The sequence below is a fragment of the Mucisphaera sp. genome, assembly GCF_965279675.1.
GTDB lineage: Bacteria > Planctomycetota > Phycisphaerae > Phycisphaerales > Phycisphaeraceae > Mucisphaera.
This window is the reverse complement of record NZ_CBDIIJ010000002.1, coordinates 2122404-2147976: the sequence shown is the minus strand read 5'-3', so window position 1 is coordinate 2147976 and position 25573 is coordinate 2122404. Positions and strand designations below refer to the sequence as shown.

The 25573-nt window shown below is 61.3% G+C and carries 21 protein-coding genes; 12 read left to right on the top strand and 9 right to left on the bottom strand.

What is annotated here, in order from left to right:
• Positions 1-10: 10 nt before the first annotated feature.
• On the top strand, positions 11-676 hold the full coding sequence (locus tag ACQZAB_RS09290; RefSeq protein ID WP_428389180.1) for a phosphoribosylanthranilate isomerase: 666 nt from the start codon (positions 11-13) through the stop codon (positions 674-676).
• Between the two features lie 12 nt (positions 677-688).
• Positions 689-1675, top strand: a complete 987-nt coding sequence (gene trpS, locus ACQZAB_RS09285; RefSeq protein WP_428389178.1) for a tryptophan--tRNA ligase — start codon at positions 689-691, stop codon at positions 1673-1675.
• A gap of 148 nt (positions 1676-1823) precedes the next feature.
• Here the strand turns inward: trpS and fliS are convergent, their stop codons facing one another.
• Both fliS and fliD read right to left on the bottom strand, forming a co-directional pair.
• Positions 1824-2276, bottom strand: a complete 453-nt coding sequence (gene fliS, locus ACQZAB_RS09280) for a flagellar export chaperone FliS (protein WP_428389176.1) — start codon at positions 2274-2276, stop codon at positions 1824-1826.
• A gap of 116 nt (positions 2277-2392) precedes the next feature.
• Positions 2393-5572, bottom strand: a complete 3180-nt coding sequence (fliD, locus tag ACQZAB_RS09275) for a flagellar filament capping protein FliD (RefSeq protein WP_428389174.1) — start codon at positions 5570-5572, stop codon at positions 2393-2395.
• A 115-nt stretch (positions 5573-5687) separates the two neighbouring features.
• On the opposite strand from fliD, the gene ACQZAB_RS09270 reads away from it, so the two are divergent.
• The gene (locus ACQZAB_RS09270) at positions 5688-6578 is read left to right on the top strand and encodes a hypothetical protein (protein ID WP_428389172.1); all 891 of its coding nucleotides are present in this window, start codon (positions 5688-5690) and stop codon (positions 6576-6578) included.
• A gap of 2 nt (positions 6579-6580) precedes the next feature.
• Here the strand turns inward: ACQZAB_RS09270 and ACQZAB_RS09265 are convergent, their stop codons facing one another.
• The gene (locus ACQZAB_RS09265) at positions 6581-7426 is read right to left on the bottom strand and encodes a uracil-DNA glycosylase (protein ID WP_428389171.1); all 846 of its coding nucleotides are present in this window, start codon (positions 7424-7426) and stop codon (positions 6581-6583) included.
• Between the two features lie 184 nt (positions 7427-7610).
• Here ACQZAB_RS09265 and ACQZAB_RS09260 point away from each other — a divergent pair, with 184 nt between their 5' ends.
• Complete coding sequence (locus tag ACQZAB_RS09260; RefSeq protein WP_428389169.1) at positions 7611-8138, top strand: bactofilin family protein; 528 nt, start codon at positions 7611-7613, stop codon at positions 8136-8138.
• Positions 8139-8141: 3 nt separating this feature from the next.
• On the top strand, positions 8142-8675 hold the full coding sequence (locus ACQZAB_RS09255; protein ID WP_428389167.1) for a polymer-forming cytoskeletal protein: 534 nt from the start codon (positions 8142-8144) through the stop codon (positions 8673-8675).
• Positions 8676-8679: 4 nt separating this feature from the next.
• Here the strand turns inward: ACQZAB_RS09255 and ACQZAB_RS09250 are convergent, their stop codons facing one another.
• The 4 genes from ACQZAB_RS09250 to ACQZAB_RS09235 form a co-directional block, all read right to left on the bottom strand.
• Positions 8680-10011: a hypothetical protein gene (locus ACQZAB_RS09250; RefSeq protein WP_428389165.1), complete on the bottom strand. Its 1332-nt coding sequence runs from the start codon at positions 10009-10011 to the stop codon at positions 8680-8682.
• Positions 10012-10193: 182 nt separating this feature from the next.
• Positions 10194-10505, bottom strand: coding sequence for a ComEA family DNA-binding protein (locus ACQZAB_RS09245; RefSeq protein ID WP_428389163.1), 312 nt, complete (start codon positions 10503-10505; stop codon positions 10194-10196).
• A gap of 442 nt (positions 10506-10947) precedes the next feature.
• Positions 10948-12435, bottom strand: coding sequence for a hypothetical protein (locus tag ACQZAB_RS09240; RefSeq protein WP_428389161.1), 1488 nt, complete (start codon positions 12433-12435; stop codon positions 10948-10950).
• Between the two features lie 180 nt (positions 12436-12615).
• Complete coding sequence (locus tag ACQZAB_RS09235) at positions 12616-13815, bottom strand: porin (protein ID WP_428389159.1); 1200 nt, start codon at positions 13813-13815, stop codon at positions 12616-12618.
• Positions 13816-13965: 150 nt separating this feature from the next.
• On the opposite strand from ACQZAB_RS09235, the gene ACQZAB_RS09230 reads away from it, so the two are divergent.
• The 7 genes from ACQZAB_RS09230 to ACQZAB_RS09200 all read left to right on the top strand — a co-directional run bounded on the left by ACQZAB_RS09230 (position 13966) and on the right by ACQZAB_RS09200 (position 22261).
• Positions 13966-14916 (top strand): putative 2-dehydropantoate 2-reductase, encoded by a 951-nt coding sequence (locus ACQZAB_RS09230; RefSeq protein WP_428389157.1) that lies wholly within the window; start codon positions 13966-13968, stop codon positions 14914-14916.
• Between the two features lie 183 nt (positions 14917-15099).
• Positions 15100-16572 (top strand): trigger factor, encoded by a 1473-nt coding sequence (gene tig, locus ACQZAB_RS09225; protein WP_428389155.1) that lies wholly within the window; start codon positions 15100-15102, stop codon positions 16570-16572.
• Between the two features lie 98 nt (positions 16573-16670).
• Positions 16671-17009 (top strand): SHOCT domain-containing protein, encoded by a 339-nt coding sequence (locus tag ACQZAB_RS09220; RefSeq protein WP_428389153.1) that lies wholly within the window; start codon positions 16671-16673, stop codon positions 17007-17009.
• Positions 17010-17280: 271 nt separating this feature from the next.
• The gene (clpX, locus tag ACQZAB_RS09215) at positions 17281-18609 is read left to right on the top strand and encodes an ATP-dependent Clp protease ATP-binding subunit ClpX (RefSeq protein WP_428389151.1); all 1329 of its coding nucleotides are present in this window, start codon (positions 17281-17283) and stop codon (positions 18607-18609) included.
• Between the two features lie 23 nt (positions 18610-18632).
• Complete coding sequence (locus tag ACQZAB_RS09210; protein ID WP_428389149.1) at positions 18633-20825, top strand: S41 family peptidase; 2193 nt, start codon at positions 18633-18635, stop codon at positions 20823-20825.
• Positions 20826-20884: 59 nt separating this feature from the next.
• The gene (gene aroC / locus ACQZAB_RS09205) at positions 20885-21970 is read left to right on the top strand and encodes a chorismate synthase (protein ID WP_428389147.1); all 1086 of its coding nucleotides are present in this window, start codon (positions 20885-20887) and stop codon (positions 21968-21970) included.
• Positions 21971-22003: 33 nt separating this feature from the next.
• On the top strand, positions 22004-22261 hold the full coding sequence (locus tag ACQZAB_RS09200) for a zinc ribbon domain-containing protein (RefSeq protein WP_428389145.1): 258 nt from the start codon (positions 22004-22006) through the stop codon (positions 22259-22261).
• A 107-nt stretch (positions 22262-22368) separates the two neighbouring features.
• Here the strand turns inward: ACQZAB_RS09200 and ACQZAB_RS09195 are convergent, their stop codons facing one another.
• Positions 22369-23364, bottom strand: coding sequence for a PEP-CTERM sorting domain-containing protein (locus ACQZAB_RS09195; RefSeq protein WP_428389143.1), 996 nt, complete (start codon positions 23362-23364; stop codon positions 22369-22371).
• Positions 23365-23572: 208 nt separating this feature from the next.
• Complete coding sequence (locus ACQZAB_RS09190) at positions 23573-25378, bottom strand: 30S ribosomal protein S1 (protein WP_428389141.1); 1806 nt, start codon at positions 25376-25378, stop codon at positions 23573-23575.
• Between the last annotated feature and the right edge of the window lie 195 nt (positions 25379-25573).

The window sequence follows — 25573 nt, the reverse complement described above, 5'->3', positions numbered from 1 at the left end:
CACTCACCCCATGCTCCGCACCCGCATCAAAATCTGCGGCATCCGCGAACCCGACCATGCCCGCGCCGCCGTCGCCGCCGGCGCCGACGCCATCGGCCTCGTCTTCGCCGAGCAGTCCCCCCGCCACGTCACCCCCGAGCAGGCCCACGAGATCGTCCAGGCCATCCCCGCCTTCATCGATATCGTCGGCCTCTTCGCCGACCACACCGCCGAGCAGATCCACCAGATCGTCGTAATCACCGGCATCCGCACCCTCCAACTCCACGGCAGCGAGCCCACCCAGCTCATCGACAACCTCCCCAACCTACCCATCATCAAAGCCCTCCCCTTCATACCCGACGCCGCCACCCGATACACCGACTGGCTTTACCACCCGCGCACCCGCGCCATCCTCTGGGACACCCCACCCGATGCCAACAACACCTGGGGCGGAACCGGCAAATCCTTCCCCTGGGAACCCTTCTCCCTCACCATCCACGCGCCGGCCGCCGCCGGCTGGCCACTGCCCATCCTCGCCGGCGGGCTCAACCCCGCCAACGTCGCCGAGGCCATCCGCACCACCAAACCCTACGCCGTCGATGTCTCCACAGGCGTCGAAGCCAACCGAGGCGTCAAAGACATCCAACGCATCGTCGCCTTCTGCCGAGCCGTCCGCAAAGCCGACACAACCCGCTAAACTCCCCATCCCATGAAACGCGTTCTCTCAGGCATCCAACCCTCGGGTCAGCTCCACCTCGGCAACTACGCCGGAGCCATCAAGCAGTTCGTCGAGCTCCAGGCCGACCACGAGATGTTCATCTTCATCGCCTCCTACCACGCCCTCACCTCCGTCCGCGACCCCCAGGCCCTCCGCGACAACATCCGCCAGGTCGCCATCGATTACATCGCCTTCGGACTCGACCCCAGCTCCCCCCACGTCAACCTCTACCGCCAACAGGATGTCCCCGAAGTCACCGAGCTCGCCTGGCTGCTCGCCTGCGTCTGCCCCAAACACATGATGGACAAGGCCACCAGCTTCAAGGACAAAACCGCCAAAGGCCTCTCCGCCTCCATCGGCCTCTACACCTATCCCGTCCTCCAGGCCGCCGACATCCTCTCCGTCGACCCCGACCTCGTCCCCGTCGGCAAAGACCAGGTCCAGCACTGCGAGATCACCCGCGACCTCGCCCAAAAGTTCAACCACCACTTCACTCCCGACGACCAGACCGTCTTCCGACTCCCCGACTACCGCGTCCGTGCCGACGCCGCCCTCCTCCCAGGCGTCGACGGTCAGAAGATGAGCAAGAGCTACGACAACACCATCGACCCCTTCATGGACGAGAAGCCGCTCCGCAAACGCATCATGAAGATCGTCTCCGACACCAAAACCCTCGAAGAACCCAAAGACCCCGAAACCGACACCACCTTCCAGATCTTCCAGGCCATCGCCGGCGAAAACCACCCCGCCACCACCGACCTCGCCAACCGCTACCGCGCCGGCGGCCTCGGCTACGGCCACGCCAAACAGGAACTCTTCGAGCTCATCCTCGAAACCTTCGCCCCCGCACGACAAAGACGCGCCGAACTCATGAAAGACCCCGGCCAGGTCGAAGCCATCCTCACCGACGGCGCCAAAAAAGCCCGCGCCGAAGCCCGCAAAGTCCTCGACAAAGCCCGACATGCCGTCGGCCTCTAACCCCTACCAATAATTGTGGGTGGCTGTGGGCACGTGGTACATCCGCCGAAGGAGGACCGCGTGTCCACAGAACCAGACGCTTTCACGCCCTGATTTTTCGTTGTGTTGCGAAGCCACAAAGATCGAAGATCAATGTGAGCCCCCACCCTCACGCACTCTTCGAAAGCCCACTCAGCATCGTCTGCTGAGCCTGGTCGCTCGCCGGGCCATCCCCATCCAACCCCGCGTTCTTCTCGATCAGCAGCTGCCACGTCTCGCGCTCGTAGGTCACCAGACGAACCGCCTCATCAATCTTTGCCGCGTCACGGTTCATGCTCGCATCCACCAGCAGCTTGAACACGTAGTTGTAGAGCGCCGTCAGCTTGTCGCAGATGTCCGGAGCCGCCTCACGATTCAGACTCGTCGACAACTCCAGCACGATCTTCTGCGCCTTCACCAGATTTTCGTAGCTCTGCTCGAAGTTCTTCGCCTCGATGCCAGCCTTCGCCTGATGACAAAAACGCACACAACCGTCGTAAAGCATCAGACGAAGCTCGTCCTTGCTCGCGGTCATCACCTTCGTCCGAAGGTACGGGTTGGTACTGGGCTGGGCCTGCTGCATCACTTAAACGCTCCCCAAGGTCAAAAACAACAATTCCGACCTCACACCTATCGGGGGCATCTGCCCGCTCACACCAGACACCGACTCGCTCAGGACCGATAACGCTTCACCCATCATCAGTTCCCGAAGCTAAGCGGTGCAATTTGCTGGATCTGAGCCAGGGCCGAACTCTGACCCTGCAGCTGCGCTAACGCCCGCTCCATCGCGATGAACTCCGCCTCCAGCTTCGCCCGCTCACGATCCAGATTCTCATTGAGCTGAGCAATCCGATCGTTGTTGTTCTCCACCTGCTCATTGAACAGGTCGTCCCGCCGCTTGATCGTCCCGTCGAACGAATCCGTCAGGTTCGCCAGCAGATCATCCACCTCCGCCATGATCCCCACCGCGATCACATTCGTCTCGTCCTCCGCACCGAACTCGCCCTCGACCGTCTCCGTCCGACGCTGCGTGAACAGGTTGATCACCCCCTGCCGATCCCGCTCCAGTGCCTCGTTGAAACGCTCCGCGTCAAACCCCAGCACGCCCCCCGCCTCGATCCGAATCCCAACCTGAGACAACGTCCGAAACGTCCCGCTCAGTTCACTGCTCGCCGAAGTCACCGAGTTGAATAGCCGACTCCGTATCTGCGCCACCGTGCTGTCACCCAGCAGCAGCCCGCGCGTCTCCGTCTCCGCATCAAACGCGTCGTACTGATCAATCGTCGAAATCACATCGTTGAAACTCGTCACGAACGACTCGATCGTCGTCGTCACCTGACCCAGGTCCTCGTTGATGCTGATCGTCACGGGGTTGTCACTCACACCCGTCAGGCTGATCGACGCCCCGGGAATCAGCGAATCAAGCGAGTTCGTGCTCGACGTGATCAACAAATCCTTCGAGTCCCCCAGAAACACCGCCGCGTCCTGCGCCTCGGTCAGCGTCCGAGCATTGAACCCCAGCCCGCCATCATCAAACACAAACGCCCCAGCCTCACCAGGACCACGCGCCGTCATATTCAAACGGAAACCCCCGTTCGGATTCCCGTCATTGATAATCGTCGCGATCGCCGGAGCCCCCGCGTCATTGATCCGCGTTGACAGGTCCTGAAGCGTCGTCACATCGACAATCGTCTCACCGTTGATCTCGTTCAGCGCCGGATCGGTCGAACCTTCAATCCCCAGGTCCTCGGCCAGCGTCGAATCGTTGATCCCCTCAATCCGAAACGCCCCCAGACCGCCGGTCCCATCGGTCACCACCAGCCCCGTCTCCGCGTCGTTGATCGCGATCGTCACGTCACGATTCCCCGTCACCGCCTCCACACCCGCCTCAATGAACTCGATCACGTCCCGCAGACTCGTCGTGCTCGCATCGCCATCAAACGACGCGTCCACATCCGAATAATCCAGCTCGATCTCCGTCCCGTCCTTCAGCGTGATCCGCAGATCATTCTGACCCGCCACACTGCCCAGCCCCTCGCCGTCATTCAGCGTCGACACATCCGTACCAAGAGTCAGCGACTCACTCGAAAAACTGATCCGCGTCTCGAACGAGCCGTCGAGATCCGCACCCGGATCAGCCGCCGATCCGAGAATCCCCAGATCGCCCGCCGTGCTCGAACCTCGCTCCTCCACCGTGATCGCCTGGATCGCCGCCGTGCCGTCAGGCGTCGTGTCCTCCAGCAGAATCCCGTCCCCCGTGTCGTTGATCCGCGCGTTGATGTTCAACCCCTTCGAGTTGATCTCGCCAATCACATCGGCCAGCGTCTCCTCGTTCCCCTGCGTCAGGTCCACCACCGCCGAGTCCCCCAACGCATCCGTGATCGTGAACTGACCCCGCGTGATCCCCAGCTTGTCCAGACGCGTCGCCTCCGACAGATAACGAAGCTGCAGATTCGTGCCGTCGGTCCGACCCGTGCTGAACGACCCATCGATCCCCAACTCTTCCGACAAAGTCCCCCCATCAATCGTCGCCACCGTCAGGCTGCCCGACCCGCCCGAATGATCCCGCAGGCTGATCCCGTTGCCCGTGTTGTTGATCGACGCCACCACCCCGATGCCCGCCGCACCCGCGTTGAACTGCTCCACCAGATCGGTGATCGACTCCGCACCCGCCAGACTGAACGACGCCGTGCTGCCCAGCGAATTCGTCACCTCGAGCGTGTCACCGACCGACAGCCCCTGCCCGCCACGCAGGTTCTTCACCAGCTTCGACCCCAACTCCGCCAAGATCCGCCCCCCAACCAATTCATCGCTCGCGACATCCGCCACCAAACCGAGATCGGTCGCCGCTTGACTGCCCGAACCATTCGCAATCGTCAGATTCCCGCCCCCACCGGTGTTGTCCTCAAGCGTCAGGCTCGACCCATCCCGCACCCCGCCGTTCGAGATCCGAGCCGTCACACTGCCGCCAGACGCGCTGTTGATCGCGTCAATCACATCGTCAAGCGTCTGCGCCTCTTCCAGCACGACGTTGAACGACGAGCCATCCCGCGCCGTGATCACCAGGTCCGGCCCGCCGTTGCTCACACGCACGCCGTTGCCATCGTTGATGTCGCTCAGCGACGTCCCACCCCCAAGCTCATTCAGCCGCGACGACACCAGCACCCCCACCGTGCTGTCATCCACACCCCCAGCCGTCGACAACCCCAGACTCGCCGCCGTATCCGACTCCAGCGCCGACAGCGTGCCCGCCCCACCCGAGATATCTGTTAGCGTCAGCCCGTCCCCCTCGATCGATGCCCGCACCCCGATACTCGTCGTGCTGTTGATGGCCTCAACCACATCCTCCAGCTGCACCGCCGTGCTCAGATCGATATCCGCCGTCCGACCCGCCCGGTCCGTCAGCGTCAACGTCCCTCGCTGCACACCCTCCCCGCCATTAAGCACACTCAGCCGCGTCGAGGTCGTCAGCCGCGACTCCGCCCGATCGAAACTGATCGTGCCGCCCTGCAAAGGCGTCTGATCCGCATCCCGAAAGCCCTCTGTGATCGTCTGCTGCGACCGAACCAGCCGCGACACCGTGAAGCTGTACGACCCCTGTGCCGCCCCCGCCGTCGTCGATACCGTCGCCACACTCTCGTTGCTCGAACTCCCCGTCGTGTTCCGGAAGATCGTCGACCGCGACAGCGACGACGCATTGAGCTTGAAGTTCAGCAACCGCGCGTTGATATCCTGAAACGCCACCTGCTGCGCCTGCAACACCGCGTTCCGCTGCTCCAGCTGACGCCGCGGGCCCGTCTGGATATCGATCAGCTGATCGATCAGACTGCCCGTATCGATCCCGCTGATCAGGCCAACGCTGGATGTGATCTGTCCCATGGCATACCTCTCGCGGCGCAACGAGCCGTACCTCTATAGATCGGGTCGCGCAAAACCCCGGCTTGAACCGCTCCCCCAACCTTCCACTCAACAATCGATATGAGAGTGTAAAACCATGCCAATCAGTCAATTACACCTGTTAAGCGTATGGCTATGCCTGATCACCGGGTTATCGGCAACACACGCCAACACACCCGCTGAAGCACCCCTGCCGCTGCCCGGCAGAACCCTCTGGCTGAACCTCGATTCGGCCCCCTATCCCCACGCCAGCCGCCAAGCCGGCTACACCCGCAACAACATCCTCTATCCAGCCGAAGACCACTACGAGGACAACACCGTCCTCATCTACATCCCCGCGAGCGTCTCCATCAGCGACACGATTGATGTGCTGGTCTACTTCCACGGCCATCGGAACCACGTCCGAAAAGCCGTCGATGAATTCAGGATCCGCGAACAGCTCGAAGCAAGCGGCCGACCGCTCGTGCTCGTCTTCCCTCAGGGCCCCTACAACGCCCCTGATTCCGGCTGCGGCAAACTCGCAGATCAAAATGGGCTGCGCGATCTGCTGGATGAGGTCCGCCAATCAATCAGCACACAAGATCAGGCTGCACCTGCACTTGGAAAGGTCGTGCTCTCGGGCCACTCGGGAGCATTTCGGGCGATCGGACGATGCCTCGCCTTTGGCGGAGTGCGTGAGCACATCGATGAAGTCCACCTCCTCGACGCCAGCTACGGCGAGTGGGACACCTTCATCGACTGGGCCGCAGAAGACCCCGAAGAGCACCGTCTCTTCAGCATCTTCACCAACCACTTAGCCGCTGCGAACGTCGGCATGATCACGGCGATGCAAGCGCAAGAGCTTGATTACAAGTTACTTGGCGACGAGCACGAAACTCTCCCCGATCGCCCCTGGCCGACCCGAGTCTTCGTTCACAGTCGGCTCAGCAACCACAACGAGACCGTGAGTTGGCTCGAACGCTCCCTCCGCGCACGGGGCATTGAGTAACGCTATTTCTTGGACGTCGGCGGGGTCCGTCCGACGCGTTCGAGGGCGGCGAGGAGGTCGCTCCAGACGAGCTTGCGGTTCTCGACTGTATATGCACGCAGGAGATACGCCGGGTGGAAAGTCGGCATCACCGGGACGGGCGGGTTGACGCCCCGGTATTCGTGCCAGGTCCCGCGGAGCCGGGTGATGCCCTCGGAGGTCTCCAGCACGAGCTTGGCGGCGGGCCCGCCAAGGGTGATGATGACCTTGGGCTGGATCGTTAAGATCTGTTCCTGAAGATACTTGGAACAAGCGGCAACCTCATCGGCGGCGGGGTTGCGGTTGCCGGGCGGGCGGCATTTAACGACGTTGGCGATGTAGACGTCGGATCGCTCTAAGCCCATGGCAGCAATTTGTTTATCGAGCAACCCCCCTGCCCGGCCGACGAACGGGCGCCCCTGCTCATCTTCGTTCTGGCCGGGGCCCTCGCCGATGAACATGATCTCGGCGTCGGGGTTGCCTTCGCCGAAGACGGTCTGGGTCCGGCCGGCGGCGAGCCCACAATCTGTGCAGCCGGCGACTTTGGCACTTAAGTCGTTGAGAATACGTAGCTTGGCGTCGGTTTTCAGGGGTTTGACTGCCTGTTCTTTAAGCAGGGTTGCGGGCTCGTTTTCGAGCAGATTCGGCTGTTTTGACTCGGTTTGAGGCCGTTTGGGCGCATTTTGGACCGGTGATTTTGGCCGCTCAAGGGGCGATTCGGGTGTGGGGTCTGCGGGATCACCCGTGATCGCGATCGGCACGGCGTCGACGCCGAGGAGGGCATCGGTGTGCAGATGCTGTCGGAGCGTGCGTCGGGTGCGCGGGTCCATGCGCACAGGATAGAGGGTTGTGGTGTGCGCGGGGTTCTGGGTCGGATTGTGCGCCTGACAACGCGAAGGTCCGAGAAGTGGGGGTGGGTTTGTGAGGGGTGTGCGGGTTGGGGGGTGTCCGATACGTGGGGAGTCGCCGGAGCCGTGGCGCTCCGGATCGTTTGTCCTTTTGGAGTGTGATCTGATGCCTTCTGATGCCCAGAACCAGAGCCGTACCGTGCTTGGAGCCGACTGTCATATCGCCGGCGACCTGACGATTGATAACGACGCGACCCTCCTCGGTCAGTTCGAGGGCGAGTTGCGGGTGACTCGCTCGATCGAGGTTGGTGAGAGCGCACGGGTTCGCGGGACCGTGGTGGCGGGGACCGTGCTGATGGCCGGAGAGGTCGAAGCGGTGATCGTGGCTGAGCACGCCGTGCACCTGCTGCCGGGTTGCCGTGTGAAGGGCCGGATTTTCGCGCCGCAGCTTCAGGTGGAAGAGGGCGCGATCTTCGATGGCGATCTCTGCGTGAGCCCGACGGCGATGGAATCGGCCGAGGCGTTTATGAATGGTCGAAAGCAGCCGGCGTCGGCTCCGCGTGCTTCGATGCGTGAGTCGGGCGGTGACGAGGGTGGCGTGCGGACGATGCCTTCGGCGGTGGCGACGTTGCTCGAGCGTCGTCGTCAGCAACAGCAGCAGCAAGAAGCGGCGGGCGACGCCCAGGCGGCGTAAGTCATGCCGATCAAGCCGGCCCTGGGTCGATCGACGACCCGGCAGCCCGAGCCGCGCTCGCGTCGATGGGTGAGCTGCCCGACGTGTGGGCGTGGGTTCGAGGTGTCGGGTCGTGCGATCTCGGCGACGTGCCCGACGTGCACCCGCCACTTCACGTTCGACGACGTGCTGATTCGTCGTGACACGCATCGTGACGTGTCGACGATGGGGCATGTGCGGGTCGAGCCGGGGAGCGGGATGATTGGGCGGGTCGTGTGCGGGATGCTAAGTATCGCGGGCCGTTACGACGGCGACGCGACGGTGTTTGGGGAAGCCATTCTGGCGGAAGAGGGGGATTGTCGAGGCGTGGTTCGGGCGCGGAGCCTGATGGTGCCGGAGGGCACCTGTTTCGTGGGGCGGGCGCATATCGGGGCGATGCTGGAGGACGACCCGGCAACCTATGGGGAGGTCGAGAGCGAGCCGGCGAACCGGGTGATGACGCGGGCGGTGGTGCCGACGCGGCTGAGAAGGCGTGGGGTTTTGAAGGTGGCGGGGTGAGTCGTTAGCGGGGGTAGATGATGTGGAACTCGATGGGGGACTGATCTTCACTGGTATAGATCTCGGGGTTACCCGCTGAGTGAAGTCGGAGGCCGCTGTCGGTGGTTTCCATCAGGAGATTGCTGCCGGGGTTGAGGTGATCCGGCGGGATCTCTGGGAGGTAATCCGGCACTAGCGATTCCAGTGATTTCGGCAGTGACCCGTTGTCATTGATGTAGAGATGGATCGCGAGGGCTGTGTCGGTGATGGTGTAGGAATGGTGGATGGCAACGGCAATCTTCATGGCTCCGACGTATGAGCTGTCGAGCATTTCTGCGACAGCACTGGGCCCGATACTCAGGTGCTTTGAAGAGCTTTCGATTACCTGATGAAAGTTCATAGGGTCCATGGCCTTCAGTGTTTCGTATTTCTCGTGTATGTCTAAGCGAGATTTATTGTGACCACCGAGCAGAAAATAAGCCGTTCTCGTAAATGGCTCATTTAAGAGAGCGTCCCAGGTGTTCGGATGCATATCGATGGCCTGAAGGCTAAAGACCCTCTCTGCGGTTATTGCTCGTGTCATTCTGCGTACGGGATCGCCACCGATCACGTTTTCTCGGATTCTCGATAAAGCCTGGCTATCCAGAGGCAACGTTGCCAGCACCTCCTCGATGGCTTGCTTTGCTTCTGCATCGATGCTGATGCCAATGAGTTGACTAAGCAGACTGGGATCGTTCCGTAGGCTGCGCGCGAGGTTCTGCTGTGCGATCAAGGTGTCGACAGCTTTTTCTCTTTGGTTTGTCTGGGCATTTGCGATTGCCTGTAAGCCGAGCAGGCGTGCTAGGTCTCTGGCCTGTCCGAGCCAGGGCATTAGTACTGCATTGACCGGAAACTCCGAGGTGTAGTCAACCGGCATGCGGCCTGATTCGGTAATCGACACATCGAGCGCGGCCTGAATGATCTGCTGGTTCCTGGTGAGGTGGGTTTGTATTTCTTGGTAAACATCCGCTGGATACGTTTGGCCTAGTTGCCTGGCTGCATCGTGCTCGTGCAAGAGTATCTGAAACTCGTCATTGGCCTTCTCGAACTCGGGTTGAGTCTCTCGTTGGTTCTCCAGCAATGTGTAGACTTCGGCGAATCCGAGTGCGCTGTTCTGATCGTCTGGCAGCAATTGCCGGTTGTTGAGGTCTGCGGCTGTAATCGGGTCGCCTGATGCGATGGCTCGTTGTTTTGCTTCTTCGAGTGCTCTTGCGATCAGGAAGCTGTTGACGAAGTAAGCGCTTAATGGCAGAAACACTAATAGCCCTAAGACCGTGCTAAGAAGTATTCTGCGTTGTTTTCTTTGGGTCGTGGGCATGGGTGTTTCTCGTTGTGGTGTTCGTGGGACTCATGTTATCGATGGTCAGGCTTTGGCAAGTTGGTGGCCTTTTGCACTGCCGCGGTGACACACCGCGGCTCGAACAGGGCAAGGTGGTTGGGGCGGCACCCCGGACTTCCGTCCGGGGCTCGTGGTGCGGGTGATGGGGTGAGGTGGTTTTTTTATTCGTCTTTCAGGGTGAGCCAGGGGGTGAGGTTTTGGAGGGTTTTGGGGCCGATTCTGGGGACGTTGTCGAGTTGGGTGAGGTGGGTGAAGGGGCCGTGTTGTTGGCGGTGGTTGGTGATGTAGGTGGCGAGGGTGGGGCCGACGCCTGGGAGGAGCTGGAGGTCGGCGTGGGTGGCGGTGTTGGGGTTGAGGCGGAGGCCGGCGGGGATGGGGTCGAGGGTGGCGAGGGGTTGGGGGTGGTGGTGCCAGTGGAGAGCGATGGCGAGGTTGGCGGTGAGGAGGAGGAGGATGAGGGGGAGGCGGGGCATGGGCGGATTGTAGATGATGGTGGATTCTTGTGGTAGCTGGGATTGGGGTTCGTGAGGGGTGTGGTTGCGTGGGGTGACGGGGGTGTCTTATGTCTGAGAGCCCGGCCGCGTCGCGGTTGGGTTGGGGGTTAGAGGTGGAAGACCGAGGCCGCGTCGCGGCCCGGCTTGGAGGGGGCCTTCGGGTTGCGCCGGGGGCTCGTCGGTCGTGGTTTCTGGTTCTGTGGGCATGCGGCCCTCCTTCGGCGGATGTACCACGTGCCCACAGCCACCCGTGGTTGTTGGTGGTCGGTACGCCCCTGGAAAGGGCGTGGCAGCCGTAGGGGAGGGGTGTTTTTTTTGCGTCAGAGCCCGGCCGCGTCGCGACCGGGTTATTGAGGGAGAGGCCCCTCGACTTCCGTCGAGGGCTCGTGGTGGAGATGGTGTTTGCTTGTTGGGAGTTTGGTTATTTGCGTCGACGGGCGAGGAGGGCGAGGCCGAGGAGGCCGCTGAGGGCGGGCTCGGGGATTTCGGTGGCGTTGCCGACGAGGTTGAAGGTGAAGGTGGTGCCGTCGCCGGCGAGGGGTGCGTCTTCGTCGGTGAAGATGGTGAGGGTGGCGTTGAAATCGCCGACGATGAGAGCGGGGTCGAAGAGGAGGGTGAGATCCTGGCTGCTGCCTCTGAATAACTCGTTTCCGATGAGGTCGTTGACCAATTCGAAGTGGTCGGCGTCGTCGCCGGTGATAGTGATATCGAGGATCGTGAGGTTGCTGAGCGCGAGGTTGCGGCCGACGGCGTCGGTCGATGTGTTGAGGATGTTTAGGTCGATGGTGGTGGTTTCGTCGGCGACGATGGAGCCGAAGTCGAGGGTGTCTCCGGCGAGGAGGGGCTCGCTTTCGAATTCGAACTCGGCGACGGGGCCGACGGCGGTTCCGGAGAGGTTGATGAGGTGGGTGCCGTCTTGGTTGGAGGCGATATCGACGCTGTCGGTGACAGGGGTGCCTGCGGTTCGTGCGGCGGGTGAGAAGGTGTAGCTAAAGCCCTGTTCCTGTCCGTCGGTGAGGGAGAAGGCGGTATCGACGGGGCCGGCGAACTCGGCGACAGCGGGTAGTCCTGCGTTGCCGGTGATAAGGGTTCCCGGGCCACCGGCGTTGGTTACCAGGATGTCCTGGGTATCGGTGGTGCCGACGCGGGCGAGGAACTCGAGGGTGCCGGTGTCGCCTGGAGTGGTTCCGAGGACGGGTTCGGTGAGGGTGAAGGAGCGGTATTCGACGCCTTGCTGGGAGTGGTTGTAGAAGCCGAACCGTCCGGTTTCGAAGGCGGGGACGCCGATGACTTCCTTGGAGAGGTCGAAGACGGTGAGGCCGTTTTCGAAGTCGCCGGTGCCGCCGGTGATATCGATCTTGATGCGGTCGGCGGTGTAGAGGAGTTCGAAGTCGTAGACGATGTTGTTTTCCCAGCCGAGGGTTGAGCCGGTGTTGGTGGCGAGGACGTCGTAGTTGGGGAGGTTGTCGTTTTCTGCGTTGCCGAAGGGCGGGGTGTCGGTGCCGTTGACGCGTGAGAGCCGGAAGCCTTCTTCGGTGCCGGACTGGTTTCCGCGTTTCCAGTCGAGGAGGTAGAAGGTGGCATCGGTGTTGAACTCACCTGGGGGGGAGTTGAAGCCGAAGACGAAGCCGATGAAGTCGTTGTCGTTGAATCCGGCCTGGCGGTTGCGGTTGCGGAGGAAGGAGCCCTGGATGGTGGTGTTGAAGAAGTCGTTGGGGCTGACGAAGTAGGTGGGCTGGCCGTTGATGGTCTGGAAGACCGAGTCGCCGGCGTTTTCGACGAGCCAGTTGCCGTTGCCTGAGGGGCCCTGCTGGGTCCAGGTGTTGAGGTCGACGCTGGTCTGGGCCTGGGCGGAGGTGGCGAGGGCGAGGCATGCGGCGGTACAGAGGGCGTGCGTCGAGCGATTCATCTTTCTTCTCCAACCAGGATGGTTTGATAGTGGCGGACTGATATCCGTTTCACAAGTCTAATCCCTCAAAGGCTCTAAGCAAGGTTGACGGCGGTCAAATATTGGACGGAAAAACCCCCTGCTTGCCCATTGTGAAGGGCAGGCAGGGGGTTTTGGTGGGGGGTTGCCGGGTGGTTGAACTTAGAAAGCGAGTTGGAGCTGGATGCGGGCGACGATCTGGCCGTCCTGCCCGGCCTCGTCCTGTTGCCAGCCGATGGAGGATTTGTCGAAGGTGCCGTCGATGGAGTCGAAGGCGATACCGACGTCGCCGGTGAGTTTGATGTCGTGGCCCTTGATGTAATAGTTGGCACCGGCGGTGAGGAGGTTGAGGTCGGCGGTGGAGGCGTCGGAGCCGCCGTACTCGTAGCGAAGGAAGGGCTCGACCTTCTCGGCAATGAACTGAGCGAGTTGGATGACGAGCCCGTGGGCTTCCATGTCGTCGATCTCCTGCCAGTCGAAGGAGATGAAGATGTTGGTGCCGGTGTCGAGCTGGATGGTTAGGTCGGTGGTGGCGAAGAAGGCCTTGCCTTCCTCGGCGTGTCCGGCGATGCCGAAGAGCAGTCCGTTGGGGTCGCCGGGCGAGGAGGTGAAGTCGGCAAGTTTCTTCCAGTCGCCGAAGGGCTTGAACTCGTAGCGGCCGGCGATGGCGGCGTCGGCGTTCTCGTCGCCAATGCCGGTGTTGCGGCTTTGGTAGCCCTCGGAGAGGGTGATGACGAAGCGGTGTTCGTCGAGTTTGTATTCGACGTCGGCGCCCTGCACGCGTCCGAGGCTGGCGGGGAAGATGCCGCCGTTGACGAGTGACTTGTCGACGGCGCTGAGCTTCTTGATGCTGAGGAGGGTTTCTCGTTGGAGTTGTTCCTTGAACTGGCCGACGCGGACTTTGACGTTGTCGTTGACTTTGTAGCCGACGTAAGCGTCGGTGAGTTTGAAGGTTCCGCCGCTGCGTCCGAAGTCGCCTTCGACTTTGAAGAAGAGTTTGGGGTCGTAGACGTTTCCGGAGACGCCGAGTCGGGTTCGGTGGAGGTCGAACTCGGAGACTTCTTCCTTGGCGGTGGTGGTGGTATCGCGTGACCCGAAGGTGTAGCGGAGCTGGGTCATGCCGTTGAGCTTGAGTTTGAAGTCGTCATCGGGGGTGGCGATGAAGAAGCCCTTGTCGTAGCCGGTGAGGAGGTTGACGCTGCCGTCGGGGGCGTTGTCGTCTGCGGCCTGTCTCTCGGCGAGCATTTCCTCGAGGATGGTGACGCGCTCTTCGAGTTCGGCCTGGGTGGTTTCGGCGAGGAGGGTCTGGCTGGTGAGGGAAGCGGCGAGTGCGACGCAGGTGGCGATTTTTAGGGTTTTCATATCGATTCCTCTCGTGCTCGTGCGTGAGCCTTAACGTTTCGAACGTTTCGGCAGAGAGGATCGACGGAAAAAGACCGCTGGCGTGATGAGATTTTTGGCTTCCGGATATAAGCGTGGTTATTGGCTACCAAACAGGTTAGGAGGATGTAGATGCGTCGTCGTTATGCGGTCCTTGGGACGGGGGCGTTGGGCGGGTTTTATGGGGGGTGCCTGGCGAAGGCGGGTTTCGAGGTTCATTTTCTGATGCGGTCGGATGCGGCGGCGGCGCGGGAGCGGGGGTTGCTGGTGGACTCGGCGTCGCATGGCAGGTTCAGGGTTGAGCCGGCGCATGTGTATGAGGATCCGGCGGACCTGCCTGACTGCGATGTGGCGCTGGTGTGTTTCAAGTCGACTTCGAATGATCGGTTTGGGGAGTTGCTGCCGGCTGCGGTTCGGGAGGGGACGACGGCGGTGGTGATGCAGAACGGGCTGGGGGTGGAGGCGCAGGCGGCGGCGGTGATCGGGGCGGAGCGGCTGCTGGGGGCGCTTTGTTTTCTGTGTTCGACGAAGACGGGGCCGGCGGAGATTCATCATCTGGATTACGGGGACATCCGGCTGGGGCGGTATCGGGCGGATGGGTCGGCGGGCGGGGTGGATGAAGAGATGAGGGGGATTGCGGCGGATTTTGAGGCGGCGGGGATCACGGCGAATCTGGTGGAGGACTTGACGCTGGCTCGGTGGCAGAAGCTGGTTTGGAATGTGCCTTACAACGGGTTGTCGGTGGTGATGCGGGCGACGACGGATCGGCTGATGGGTCATCCGGCGATGCGGGGGGCGGTGGCATCGTTGATGGATGAGGTGGCGGCGGCGGCTCATGCGGCGAGCGGGCGGGTGATTGAGCGTTCGTTCATTGAGGAGATGCTGGATCGGACGGATCGGATGCGTCCTTACCGGCCGAGCATGCTGGTGGATTTTGAGGCGGGTCGGCCGTTGGAGGTGGGGGCGATTTTCGAGGCTCCGCTGGCTGAGGCGGTGGCGGCGGGGTGTGACACGGCTGGGCTGGCCTTGTTAACGGCTCAGTTGCGGCTGATTGCGGACGGGATGCGGATTGGGGCGTCGTGAGAGTGTTGGGGAGGGGTTGTTGAGCCGAGATAGAGGCAGGGATGGGTTGTAGCTTGGGTCTTTTGACGGCCGCGGGCCCCTCCGCGATACTACGTGGCTCGCCACTTTTGCGGGTGATTCCCGCTTGTGCTTACGACTGCCTCTGGTTTGAGGCTCCCTGACCGCCTTCAAAGGAAGATGACGATGTCCGACGAACAGCAGACTGCGACCGCGACTGAAGAGCTCGACACTGAGAACCGCCTCGAGCAGAAGGTCACGTGTGAAGACGCGGGTCCGGCGCTGAAGAAGCTGACGATCGAGATCCCTGAGGAGGCGATCAAGGATCGGATTCAGACATCGTTCGATCAGTTGACGGAGGAGGCGGTGCTGCCTGGTTTCCGTAAGGGCAAGGCTCCGCGGAAGCTAATCGAGCGTCGGTTTGCGAGTGACATCAAGGGGGATGTGAAGAATCAGTTGCTGGCGCAGGCTTATCAGCAGGCGATTGCTGACAACGAGCTGGATGTGCTGGGTGATCCTGAGGTTCCGGGGATTGAGGATTTGGAGATTCCGGAGGCGGGGCCGCTGACGTTCACGGCTGAGGTGGAGGTGACGCCTGACATCACGCTGCCGGCGTTTGACTCGCTGAAGGTTGAGAAGGTGAAGCGTGAGGTGACTGATGAGGATGTGACTCAGGAGATCGAGAGTCTCCAGCAGCGTTTTGGTCAGATGGTGCCTTCGGGTAAGGAGCTTGAGCCGGGCGACTTTGCGTGGGTGGAGGCGAAGGTGTTTGAGGGGCATGGTCCTGCGGAGGACGCCGAGCCGGTTCAGCATCTGCCCGGGACCTATGTGATGGTCAATGGCGAGAAGCAGGAATATAAGGGGCATGTGGCGGGGATCGTGGTGCAGGATCTGGGCAAGCGTCTGGCGGGCAAGAAGACGGGTGACGCTGAGCGGATCGAGATGACGGGGCCTGCGTCTCACGAGGATGAGAAGATCCGCGAGAAGCCGATCACGATTGATCTGAAGATCGAGCGTGTGGAGCAGATGCAGCCGGCTCCGGTTGAGACGGTGATGATGCAGGCGGGGGCGACGGATGAGGCTGATCTGCGTGCGAAGGTGCGTCAGGCGGCGGAGCAGCGGATTGCGGCTGAGGCGCAGCAGGCGCAGAACCAGCAGATTCTGGATCAGCTGCATGAGCAGGTGGAGATGGCTCTGCCTGAGAAGATCAGTGGTCGTCAGGCGGTGCGTTTGCTGCAGCGTCGGGCGATGGAGCTGGCTTACCGGGGTGTCCCGCAGGAGGAGATCCAGGGTCGGCTGGCGGAGCTTCGTGAGGCTTCGGATGCGGAGTCGAAGCATCAGCTGAAGCAGTTCTTCCTGATTGACAAGGCGTCGAAGGACCTGGACATCGATGTGAGCGATCAGGAGCTGAATGGCCGGATCGCGATGCTGGCGATGCAGCAGGGTCGACGTCCGGAGAAGCTGCGTGCGGAGATGCAGCAGCGGGGTGAGATCGAGCAGCTGTTCCTGCAGATCCGGGAGCAGAAGACGCTAGAGAAGATCATCGAGCAGGCTCAGGTGACCGAGGTCGAGGCGAAGGACGAGGCGGCTGACAAGCCGAAGAAGAAGTCCTCGAAGAAGAAGACGACCAAGAAGAAGGCTGAGGACAAGGGCGAGTAACCCCCCTACCCCCCCGCTCCACCCCCCTCCGCCCCGCGGCCGTCGGTGCAGACCTCTGCTGTTTTTCTGCTCACCTGATTTGAGGTCGGGCCGCGGTTATGAATTCGTCAGATCTGATCCGAGCGTTTGTGGTGCTGGCGGGTAGTTTTCTGCTGCTGGGTGTGGTGCTGGCGGTGCTGCGGGTTTATCTGAGTCGGAAGCCGAGATCGGGGCCGAGGGGTCCTGCGGGCGGGTTCACGCTCCGGGAGCTGCGGGCGTTGCATGAGCGGGGAGAGATTTCGGATGAGGAGTTCAACGCGATGTACACGGGTCTGACGGGGATCCGGCTGGATGGCGGGCTGGGGGCGGAGCCTGAGGGGGGAGCGGGGGCTGTTGATGGGGGGGAGGAGGGGGATTCGAACCTGCCAAGCCCCCCAGATTCACAGGATCGGGGCTGAGGGGGGCTCTGTCGCGTGCGACCGCTTTTTCTGGGGGGATTCTGGGGGCAACGTCTGCAAAAAAAGGTCGATCGATAACCGTGCTTCGGACGTAGGCAATGGGCAGGGCGGGGCGTATAGTGAAAACAGCGTGAGTTTGCGTGCGCGACTGACGCGAAGGGCTGCCAGAGCCAGGAACGGCTAACGGCGGGCCATCGAACCGACGATCCATACCTCATCGGCATGGCTGCCGGACCATGAGGTTCCCAAACTATCTGGACGACATTGACTTATGGCCAACACGACCAAGGGTAAGAACGGACCGACCGGCACTGGCGGCGGCGACGGTGGAGACGGGAACGACTCCGGCTTCAAGGGGCGTCGGGTGACAACGTGCTCTTTCTGCGGGAAGAGTTCGCGTGAGGTTGGGCCGATGGTCGAGGGTCCCGGGGATGTTTACATCTGCGCGAACTGCACGGAGTTGTGTCAGAACATCTTCAAGCAGGAGCGGAAGCGGGTTTCGGCAGGTCGTCCTGCGTTGACGGCGATTCCGAGTCCGCGGCAGCTGAAGGAGTTCCTGGATCAGTATGTGATCGATCAGCAGATGGCGAAGCGGGCGCTGGCTGTGACGGTGCACAATCATTACAAGCGGCTGAACGCGGTGGAGAAGGAGCCGCAGGTTGAGCTGGATAAGTCGAACGTGCTGCTGATCGGTCCGACGGGTTCGGGCAAGACGCTGTTGGCGAAGACGCTGGCGCGGACGCTGAACGTGCCGTTTGCGATCGGCGATGCGACGACATTGACGGAGGCGGGGTATGTGGGTGAGGACGTTGAGAACCTTATGCTGAAGCTGCTGCAAGCGGCGGACTACGATCTGGAGGCGGCTCAGCGCGGGATTGTTTATATCGATGAGATCGACAAGATCGGCAAGACTTCTCAGAACGTGAGCATCACGCGTGATGTTTCGGGTGAGGGCGTGCAGCAGGCGCTGTTGAAGATGCTTGAAGGCACGGTGGCAAACGTTCCGCCTCAGGGTGGTCGCAAGCATCCGGAGCAGCAGTACATTCAGATTGATACGTCGAACATTCTGTTTATCTGTGCGGGGACGTTCGTGGGTCTTGAGGACATCATTCGCAAGCGTCTGGGTCGGAAGGCGATCGGTTTTGCCTCTGAGCAGAACATGGTTGACGACACGAACGAGCGTGAGCGTATTCTGGCTCAGGTGACGCCTGAGGACATCCTTGAGTTCGGGATGATTCCGGAGCTGATTGGTCGTTTGCCGATCGTGACGCCTCTGATGCCGCTGACGCCTGAGACTTTGGTGAAGATCCTGACGGAGCCGAAGAACGCGTTGATCCGTCAGTATCAGCACTTCTTCCGGATGGAGGATGCGGAGCTGGAGTTCACGGACGATGCGTTGTTCGCGATTGCGGACAAGGCGATCTCTCGTGACACGGGTGCTCGTGCCCTTCGCGGTGTGCTTGAAGAGATCATGTTGGAGTTGATGTACGAATTGCCCGAACCTGCGCACAAGGGCGGGCGTTATGTGATTGACGCCGATGCGGTGAACCGTGGCAAGAGCCTTGGTGAGCTGCGAGTAGCGCATAAGGAATCGGCCTGAGCCAGCACGAAGGGGTGCCAGAGATGAGTGAGTCAGTACGTGGTCGCCTGCGCGGGACGATTCCGGCGTGGCTCGCCGTGGCGGCGGTGGGAGCGGGTTTGCTGATCGCGGCGGCGTCGCTTGGCCCGAGGTCGGTGACGGCGGCGGCTCCGGTTTCTGACAACCGTCTGGTTCAGCAGTTAACGGGTCTGGCGGCGGACGGTCGTTATGACGCGTTGCGGAATGCGCTGGTGCCTTATCAAGCCAATGATCGGGCGGCGACGCTGATCGATCAGCTTGAGCAGCGGCATGCGTTGGAGACGCAGCGGCTGGCGGCACGTGCGGAGGCGTTGGAAGCGGCGCTTGCTGAGAAGCGTGAGTGGCTGGCGAAGGATCGTCTGGACAAGGCGATGGCGTCGCTGATTGAGGCTCATGGCCTGGCGACGGACCCGGAGGCGTTGCTCGCCGAGCCGGAGCATGTGGAACTGATCGGGCGGGTGGTGGCTGATGCTGAGCGGGCGGTGGCGGAGCAGGACTGGCTGGAGGCGTTGACGCTTTATCACCGGCTGAAGCTTCTTTATGAGGATCGGGGTCTTTATCGGGAAGAGGCGAAGGCGGCGGCGGCGCACATTCGTCTGGTGCAGATTTATGCGCCTGAGCGTTTGCGTGAGATGACGCGTGAGCGTGCGATTGCGCTGGGTGAGGAGCCTGAAGAAGAGAGTGGCGTTGAGTTTGATAAGTGGGAGGAGCGGGTGGATGGGATTGATCTGGCGATGCTGAGGCAGACGCTTCGGCAGGCAGCTTTTGATCATGTGGCGTCGCTTGGGTATCGGGAGCTGATGCAGGATGCGGTGGTGGGGATGCTGCGTCTGTTGGAGACGGACGATCTGACGGCGACGTTTGAGGGGATGGCGGATTCGCAGAAGCGTGAGGCTTATATCGCCTATCTAAAGGACCTTGGGGCGACGCTTGACCGGCAGAACTACGAGATGGCGTTTGTGGACGCGATCTCGCTGGCTGACCGGATCATCGGGATGAACGATCAGACGGTGCGGTTGCCGCGTCGTGTGGTGTTGTATGAGTTGACGGAGGGGATCACGGGTCGTCTTGATGATTATTCGTCGGTGATCTGGCCTTCGGATGTGCCGGCTCTGATGCGGAGCACGCAGGGGACGTTCTCTGGGGTGGGTATTCAGATCAGCCGTCAGGAGAACGAGCTGGTGGTGGTGAGTCCGCTGGAGAACACCCCTGCTCAGCGGGCGGGGATCAAGGCGGGCGATCGGATCATTCGTGTGGATGGGAAGCCGACGACGGCGTGGACGCTGACGCGTGCGGTTGATGAGATCACGGGACCGGAGGGATCGAACGTTGAGCTGACGATCGCCCGTGAGGGCGAGGCGGAGGATCTGGACTTTGTGCTTCGTCGTTCGCGGATTGCGATCGAGTCGATCAAGGGTTGGGAGCATCGGCCGGGTGGCGGCTGGGATTACATGATCGATCCGGAGGCCCGGATCGGGTATGTGCGGATGTCGAGTTTCATCCCGGATACGGCGGCGGATCTGGATGCGGCGGTGCAGCAGATTTCGGCTTCGGGCGATGTGGGCGGGTTGATCCTGGACCTGCGGTTTAATCCGGGTGGTCTGCTGACGGCGGCGATTGAGGTGTCGGACCGGTTTATCGAGGAGGGTAAGCTGGTCTGGACGGTGGATGGCGATGGGGATCAGTCGGGCGAGGCGAAGGCCAAGCGTCGGCGGACGTATGACAACTTCCCAGTGGTGGTGCTGGTGAATCAGGGTTCGGCGTCGGCTTCGGAGATTGTGGCGGGTGCGTTGCAGTCGTATGACCGGGCGCTGATTGTGGGGACGCGGAGTTTTGGTAAGGGGTCGGTTCAGGACCTGTTCCCGTTGTCGCGCGGTCGGGCGTTTTTGAAGCTGACGACGCAGTACTACGTGATTCCTTCGGGTCGGATCATTCACCGGCTGCCGGATGCGGAGACGTGGGGGATTGAGCCGGATCTGGAGATCGTGATGACGGACGCTGAGGTGAGCGAGTCGCTGCTGGCTCGTCAGGCGGCGGATGTGCTTCGTGATCCGGAGGAGGCGTCGGCTGAGGGCGAGGAGGCGGCGACGGCGGCTCGCATTCTGGAGGAAGGTCTTGATCCTCAGCTGGAGGCGGCGTTATTCTGGCTGCGGACGCATCAGCTGGCGGACCAGCTGACGGTGGCGAGTCGTCAGTGAGTGCGGGGTTTTCGGTCTGGCTGTTCCACAAAGGGCGGGTTCTCGCTTAATCTTCGCTGATGGCTGGTAATACCTACGGACAGGCATTTCGGATCACGACGGCTGGCGAGAGCCACGGTCCGGGGAACGTGGTGATTGTGGATGGGGTGCCGTCGGGGCTGGCGTTGTCGGTGGATGACTTGCAGCCGGATCTGAATCGTCGGCGGCCGGGGCAGTCGAAGATCGTGACGCAGCGGAAGGAATCGGACAGGCCTGAGATTCTGTCGGGGGTGTTTGAGGGGAAGACGACGGGGACGTCGATTGCGATTCTGATTCGGAATGAGGATCAGCGTTCGCGGGATTACAACGACATCAAGGACAAGTATCGGCCGGGACATGCGGACCACACGTTTGATGCGAAGTATGGGTTTCGGGATTACCGGGGTGGGGGGCGGTCATCGGCGCGGGAGACGACAGCGCGGGTGGCGGCGGGGGCGATTGCGAAGAAGCTGCTGGCGGAGCGTCACGGGATTCGGGTGCTGGGGTACGTGAAGCAGATTGGAGACCTGGTGGCGGAGGTGGCGGAGCCAGAGGGGGTGACTCTGGAGCAGGTGGAGGCGACGGCGGTGCGGTGTCCGGATCCGGCGATGGCGGAGCGGATGATTGAATTGATTGATGAGGTGCGGCGGGATCAGGATTCGATTGGTGGGGTGTCGGAGCTGGTGGCGACGGGTGTGCCGGCGGGTTGGGGGGAGCCGGTGTTTGACAAGCTGAAGGCGGATCTGGGGAAGGCGATGTTCTCGCTGCCGGCGGTGCTGGGGGTGGAGTATGGGGCGGGGTTTGGGGTGGCTCGGATGCGGGGCACGGAGAACAACGACGTGCTGACGACGGATGGGGAGGGTCGGATCGTGACGGAGTCGAATCGGCATGGGGGGATGCTGGGGGGGATTTCGTCGGGGATGCCGATTGTGATGCGTTGTGCGATCAAGCCGACGTCGAGCTTGAGTCAGGAGCAGCGGACGGTGACGCGGGATGGGGAGGCGACGACGATCGCGACCAAGGGGCGTCATGATCCATGTCTGCTACCACGGTTCGTGCCGATGGGTGAGGCGATGATGGCGATCACGCTGGCGGATCACATGCTTCGGCATCGGGCGCTGGGTTGAGCCGTTTGGGCGGGGTGATGCTAGGATTTGGGTATGCCACTTTACGAATATCACTGCCCCAGTAACGGTCGGACGGTTGAGGTGATGCACCCGATGTCTCACACGGTGACGACGTGGGGCGAGCTGTGTACGTTGAATGAGGCGGATCTGGGGGAGACACCTGCGGATACGCCTGTTGAGCGTGGGCTGACGACGAGCCAGATCAAGGCGTCGAAGGATTCGGTGTCGCTGCCGTTTTCGGGGGGTGGGTCTTGCGGGTGTGGGCATCCGGCGGGTGGTTGCCAGCACTGAGGTTGGGAGAGGGTTGACGGGGCACTTTACAAGTTGATAGCGCATTAAAAACGGCCCCGGCTGATGCCGAGGCCGTCGGTGCTGGTTTGATCACAGAGTCTCTGTGTTTAGCGTGAGCTTCTTCTTGAAAGTAGCCCGGCGGCCGTCATGACCATGAGTCCCAATGACGTTGGCTCGGGAACGACGGCAACAAATCCAGTGATTCGTCCAGAGGCAGCGTCGCGAGAGAAACCGACGATTTGGCCAGCGTCGTTGATGCCAGTAGGGACCGTCCAGTCTGCGTTTGGCACGGAGAATGGCGAGAAGTTTCCTGAGGCAATCTCAAAAACGAACCCAAGGCGCTCGCCCACCAGGCTGCTGCTGTAGTCGCCAACGAGCAGTCCGTTGTTGTTCGCTGCCCAGACATAGGTGATCTGTTGGCCGGGTGCGCTGACATCGGTAAAGGTCAGGCCAGCGTTATCCGTATACCAACCGCGGGCGAAGATGTCGGTGCTTTGTCCGATTGTGTGGCCGACAATGAGACCGGCTTCGTTGATATCCGTGGCGTTCGTTTTGAGGATGGCTTCTCCGACGGCACCGGGATAGTTGATGTCTGTGACGGTGCCATCTGATTGTCGGAGAAAACCGCCTGTGCCGAAGGCATTTCCAGAACCGACGATGACACCCAGGTTGTTGATGCCGTTTGCACTGGCGTCCGTGTTCCCGTTTGGATTGAAGCGGAGCACGGTGGTATCTGCCAGACGCGCGAAGGCATCCTGTCCGGGGATATCGGTATTCACGCCACCGACGGTATCCCCTGCGTCGTTGATTGCGATCGCGAGTGTGTTGGCGCCATCAATCTGGAAGAACTCTGTCCCCCCTTCTGTCCTGATAAACGACTCTGTGAGCCCATTGACCGTTCTGTAGCCAACGATATCGCCATCACTGTTGACGTCACGCACCTGGACGACTGAGGCTTCGGGAAAGTCGATTGTCTCCAGAATCTCAATGGCTTGTGCAGAAAACGGCAGAAGCAGGCATGAAACCGCAGCTATGAGTGTGCTTCGTGTGCGTCTAGACATGAGAAATAGTTTCAATCCTCGATCGTATTGAGCAAGCTGCATTTGTTTCTCCGGATTGCATTAGTCTGTGAATGAGCCAGGTTTTCTGACTAGCGGGCTGTCTTGCTTCTTCCTGACGCTCTACCGCGCCTTTATGAGAATGATAAAACGATATCATTTAGTGTCAAACCACGAGACACTACCCATCCAAAGAAAAACGGCCCCGGCGTGGTGCCGGAGCCGTTTGAGTTTTGGGTTGTAACCCTGGGGTTTAGTCCTGGGTTTTTGCTCCGCCCTGGCCGAAGGTGATTTTGTCGGTGCCGAGGTGGTCGCCGCCGCCGAGGCCGCCGAGTCCGCCGCCGGCTGGGGTAGTGCCTGAGCCGCCGGAGGATGCGCCTTCGGCCTTGGCCGCGGCCTGTTCCTGGTCGGCGGTCCACTGGGCTCTCTTGAGGGAGAGGCCGATCTTGCGGTCGTCGAGGTCGACGCGGAGGATCTTGACTTCGATTTCCTGGTCGGGCTGGACGACTTCCTGTGGGTTCTCGATCTTGTGATCGGAGAGCTCGGAGATGTGGAGGAGGCCTTCGAGGTCGTCTTCGAGTTCGACGAAGACGCCGAAGTTGGTGATCTTGGTGACCTTGCCCTGGACGATCATGCCGGGCTGGTAGGCGCCGGGGATGGCTTCGTGCCAGGGGTCTTCGGTCATCTGCTTGAGGCCGAGGGCGACCCTTTGCTTGGACTGGTCGACTTCGAGGACGACGCACTTGACGGGGTCGCCCTTCTTGAGGAGCTCGTTGGGGTGGCTGATCTTCTTGGTCCAGGAGAGGTCCGAGACGTGAAGGAGGCCATCGATGCCGGGCTCGATCTCGATGAAGGCGCCGTAGGAGGCGAGGTTGCGGACATCGCCTTCGATGACGGTGCCGGGGGGGTATTTCTCGGCGACGAGTTCCCAGGGGTTGACCTCGACCTGCTTCATGCCGAGCGAGATTTCCTGCTTGTCCTTGTTGAAGTCGAGGATGACGACATCGACTTCGTCGCCGACGGAGACCATCTCGGAGGGATGGTTGATGCGTTTGGTCCAGGACATCTCGGAGATGTGGACGAGGCCTTCGACGCCTTCTTCGAGCTTCACGAAGGCTCCGTAGGACATGATGTTGGTGACTTCGCCGGACACGCGGGTGTGCGGCGGGTACTTCTGCTCGATGTCCTTCCAGGGGGAGTCCTCGAGCTGCTTGAGACCGAGGGCGATCTTCTCTTTTTCGTAATCGATGTTGAGGATCTTGACTTCGACCTTCTGATCGATCTTGAGCATATCGGAGGGGTGATTGACCCTGCCCCATGACATGTCGGTGATGTGGAGGAGGCCGTCGATGCCGCCGAGGTCGACGAACGCGCCGAAGTCGGCGATGTTCTTGACGGTGCCGTTGACCATGTCGCCTTCCTTGATTTTCTCAAGGAGCTTGGAGCGTTGCTCGGAGCGTCGGTCCTCGATGAGTTTGCGACGTGAGATGACGATGTTTCGCCGCTCGGTGTCGATCTTGAGGATCTGGGCTTCGATGGTCTGGCCGATGAAGATGCCGATGTCTGGAGGCCGGCGGATGTCGACCTGGGACGCTGGGAGGAAGACGGGGACGCCGATGTCGACGAGGAGCCCGCCTTTGATCTTCCGCATGACGCGGCCTTCGATGGTGTCGCCTTCGTCGTTCTCGGAGATGATGCGTTCCCAGCCGCGGATGCGGTCGGCTTTTCTCTTGGAGATGGAGACGTGACCGTCGTCGGTTTCGACTTCTTCGAGGAGGACTTCGACGACGTCGCCGATTTCGACATCGGCGGGCGATTCGAATTCGGTTTTATCGAGGATGCCTTCGGACTTGAGTCCGAGTTCGACGAGGAAGTCGTCGCCGGCGTGTCCGATGATTTTGCCCTTGAGGATGGTTCCCGGCTTGAAGTCGCCGATGGTGTCCTCCAGGAGTCCTTCCATGTTTCCCTGTGCGACGTCAGCGCCCAGGGCCTCTGTGATCATCTCCTGCGCCATGTCGTCTTCTAGGCCCAGTGATGCGATCAGATTGCGATCGACCATGTTGTGTGTGTTTCCCGATACCGGTGTCTTACCCTGCGTTTTGCGGGGTCGCGCCCAAGGCTGTTGTAGATCAGTTTGGGACGCCTGGTGAAGGTTGATCGCGGTGATGGACCGTCCATCGATCCGCGTTCAGTTCGAGCCGTCTCGAACCGAACAGTGTAACCCAGTCTGGGGTGGTTGTGTCAAACGGGGTGG

What these genes read in the sequence shown, in the direction of transcription:
- ACQZAB_RS09290 (WP_428389180.1), top strand. Translation starts at nt 11, where the DNA reads ATGCTCCGCACCCGCATCAAAATCTGCGGCATCCGCGAACCCGACCAT.
- trpS (WP_428389178.1), top strand. Translation starts at nt 689, where the DNA reads ATGAAACGCGTTCTCTCAGGCATCCAACCCTCGGGTCAGCTCCACCTC.
- fliS (WP_428389176.1), bottom strand. Translation starts at nt 2,276, where the DNA reads ATGCAGCAGGCCCAGCCCAGTACCAACCCGTACCTTCGGACGAAGGTG.
- fliD (WP_428389174.1), bottom strand. Translation starts at nt 5,572, where the DNA reads ATGGGACAGATCACATCCAGCGTTGGCCTGATCAGCGGGATCGATACG.
- ACQZAB_RS09270 (WP_428389172.1), top strand. Translation starts at nt 5,688, where the DNA reads ATGCCAATCAGTCAATTACACCTGTTAAGCGTATGGCTATGCCTGATC.
- ACQZAB_RS09265 (WP_428389171.1), bottom strand. Translation starts at nt 7,426, where the DNA reads ATGGACCCGCGCACCCGACGCACGCTCCGACAGCATCTGCACACCGAT.
- ACQZAB_RS09260 (WP_428389169.1), top strand. Translation starts at nt 7,611, where the DNA reads ATGCCTTCTGATGCCCAGAACCAGAGCCGTACCGTGCTTGGAGCCGAC.
- ACQZAB_RS09255 (WP_428389167.1), top strand. Translation starts at nt 8,142, where the DNA reads ATGCCGATCAAGCCGGCCCTGGGTCGATCGACGACCCGGCAGCCCGAG.
- ACQZAB_RS09250 (WP_428389165.1), bottom strand. Translation starts at nt 10,011, where the DNA reads ATGCCCACGACCCAAAGAAAACAACGCAGAATACTTCTTAGCACGGTC.
- ACQZAB_RS09245 (WP_428389163.1), bottom strand. Translation starts at nt 10,505, where the DNA reads ATGCCCCGCCTCCCCCTCATCCTCCTCCTCCTCACCGCCAACCTCGCC.
- ACQZAB_RS09240 (WP_428389161.1), bottom strand. Translation starts at nt 12,435, where the DNA reads ATGAATCGCTCGACGCACGCCCTCTGTACCGCCGCATGCCTCGCCCTC.
- ACQZAB_RS09235 (WP_428389159.1), bottom strand. Translation starts at nt 13,815, where the DNA reads ATGAAAACCCTAAAAATCGCCACCTGCGTCGCACTCGCCGCTTCCCTC.
- ACQZAB_RS09230 (WP_428389157.1), top strand. Translation starts at nt 13,966, where the DNA reads ATGCGTCGTCGTTATGCGGTCCTTGGGACGGGGGCGTTGGGCGGGTTT.
- tig (WP_428389155.1), top strand. Translation starts at nt 15,100, where the DNA reads ATGTCCGACGAACAGCAGACTGCGACCGCGACTGAAGAGCTCGACACT.
- ACQZAB_RS09220 (WP_428389153.1), top strand. Translation starts at nt 16,671, where the DNA reads ATGAATTCGTCAGATCTGATCCGAGCGTTTGTGGTGCTGGCGGGTAGT.
- clpX (WP_428389151.1), top strand. Translation starts at nt 17,281, where the DNA reads ATGGCCAACACGACCAAGGGTAAGAACGGACCGACCGGCACTGGCGGC.
- ACQZAB_RS09210 (WP_428389149.1), top strand. Translation starts at nt 18,633, where the DNA reads ATGAGTGAGTCAGTACGTGGTCGCCTGCGCGGGACGATTCCGGCGTGG.
- aroC (WP_428389147.1), top strand. Translation starts at nt 20,885, where the DNA reads ATGGCTGGTAATACCTACGGACAGGCATTTCGGATCACGACGGCTGGC.
- ACQZAB_RS09200 (WP_428389145.1), top strand. Translation starts at nt 22,004, where the DNA reads ATGCCACTTTACGAATATCACTGCCCCAGTAACGGTCGGACGGTTGAG.
- ACQZAB_RS09195 (WP_428389143.1), bottom strand. Translation starts at nt 23,364, where the DNA reads ATGCAGCTTGCTCAATACGATCGAGGATTGAAACTATTTCTCATGTCT.
- ACQZAB_RS09190 (WP_428389141.1), bottom strand. Translation starts at nt 25,378, where the DNA reads ATGGTCGATCGCAATCTGATCGCATCACTGGGCCTAGAAGACGACATG.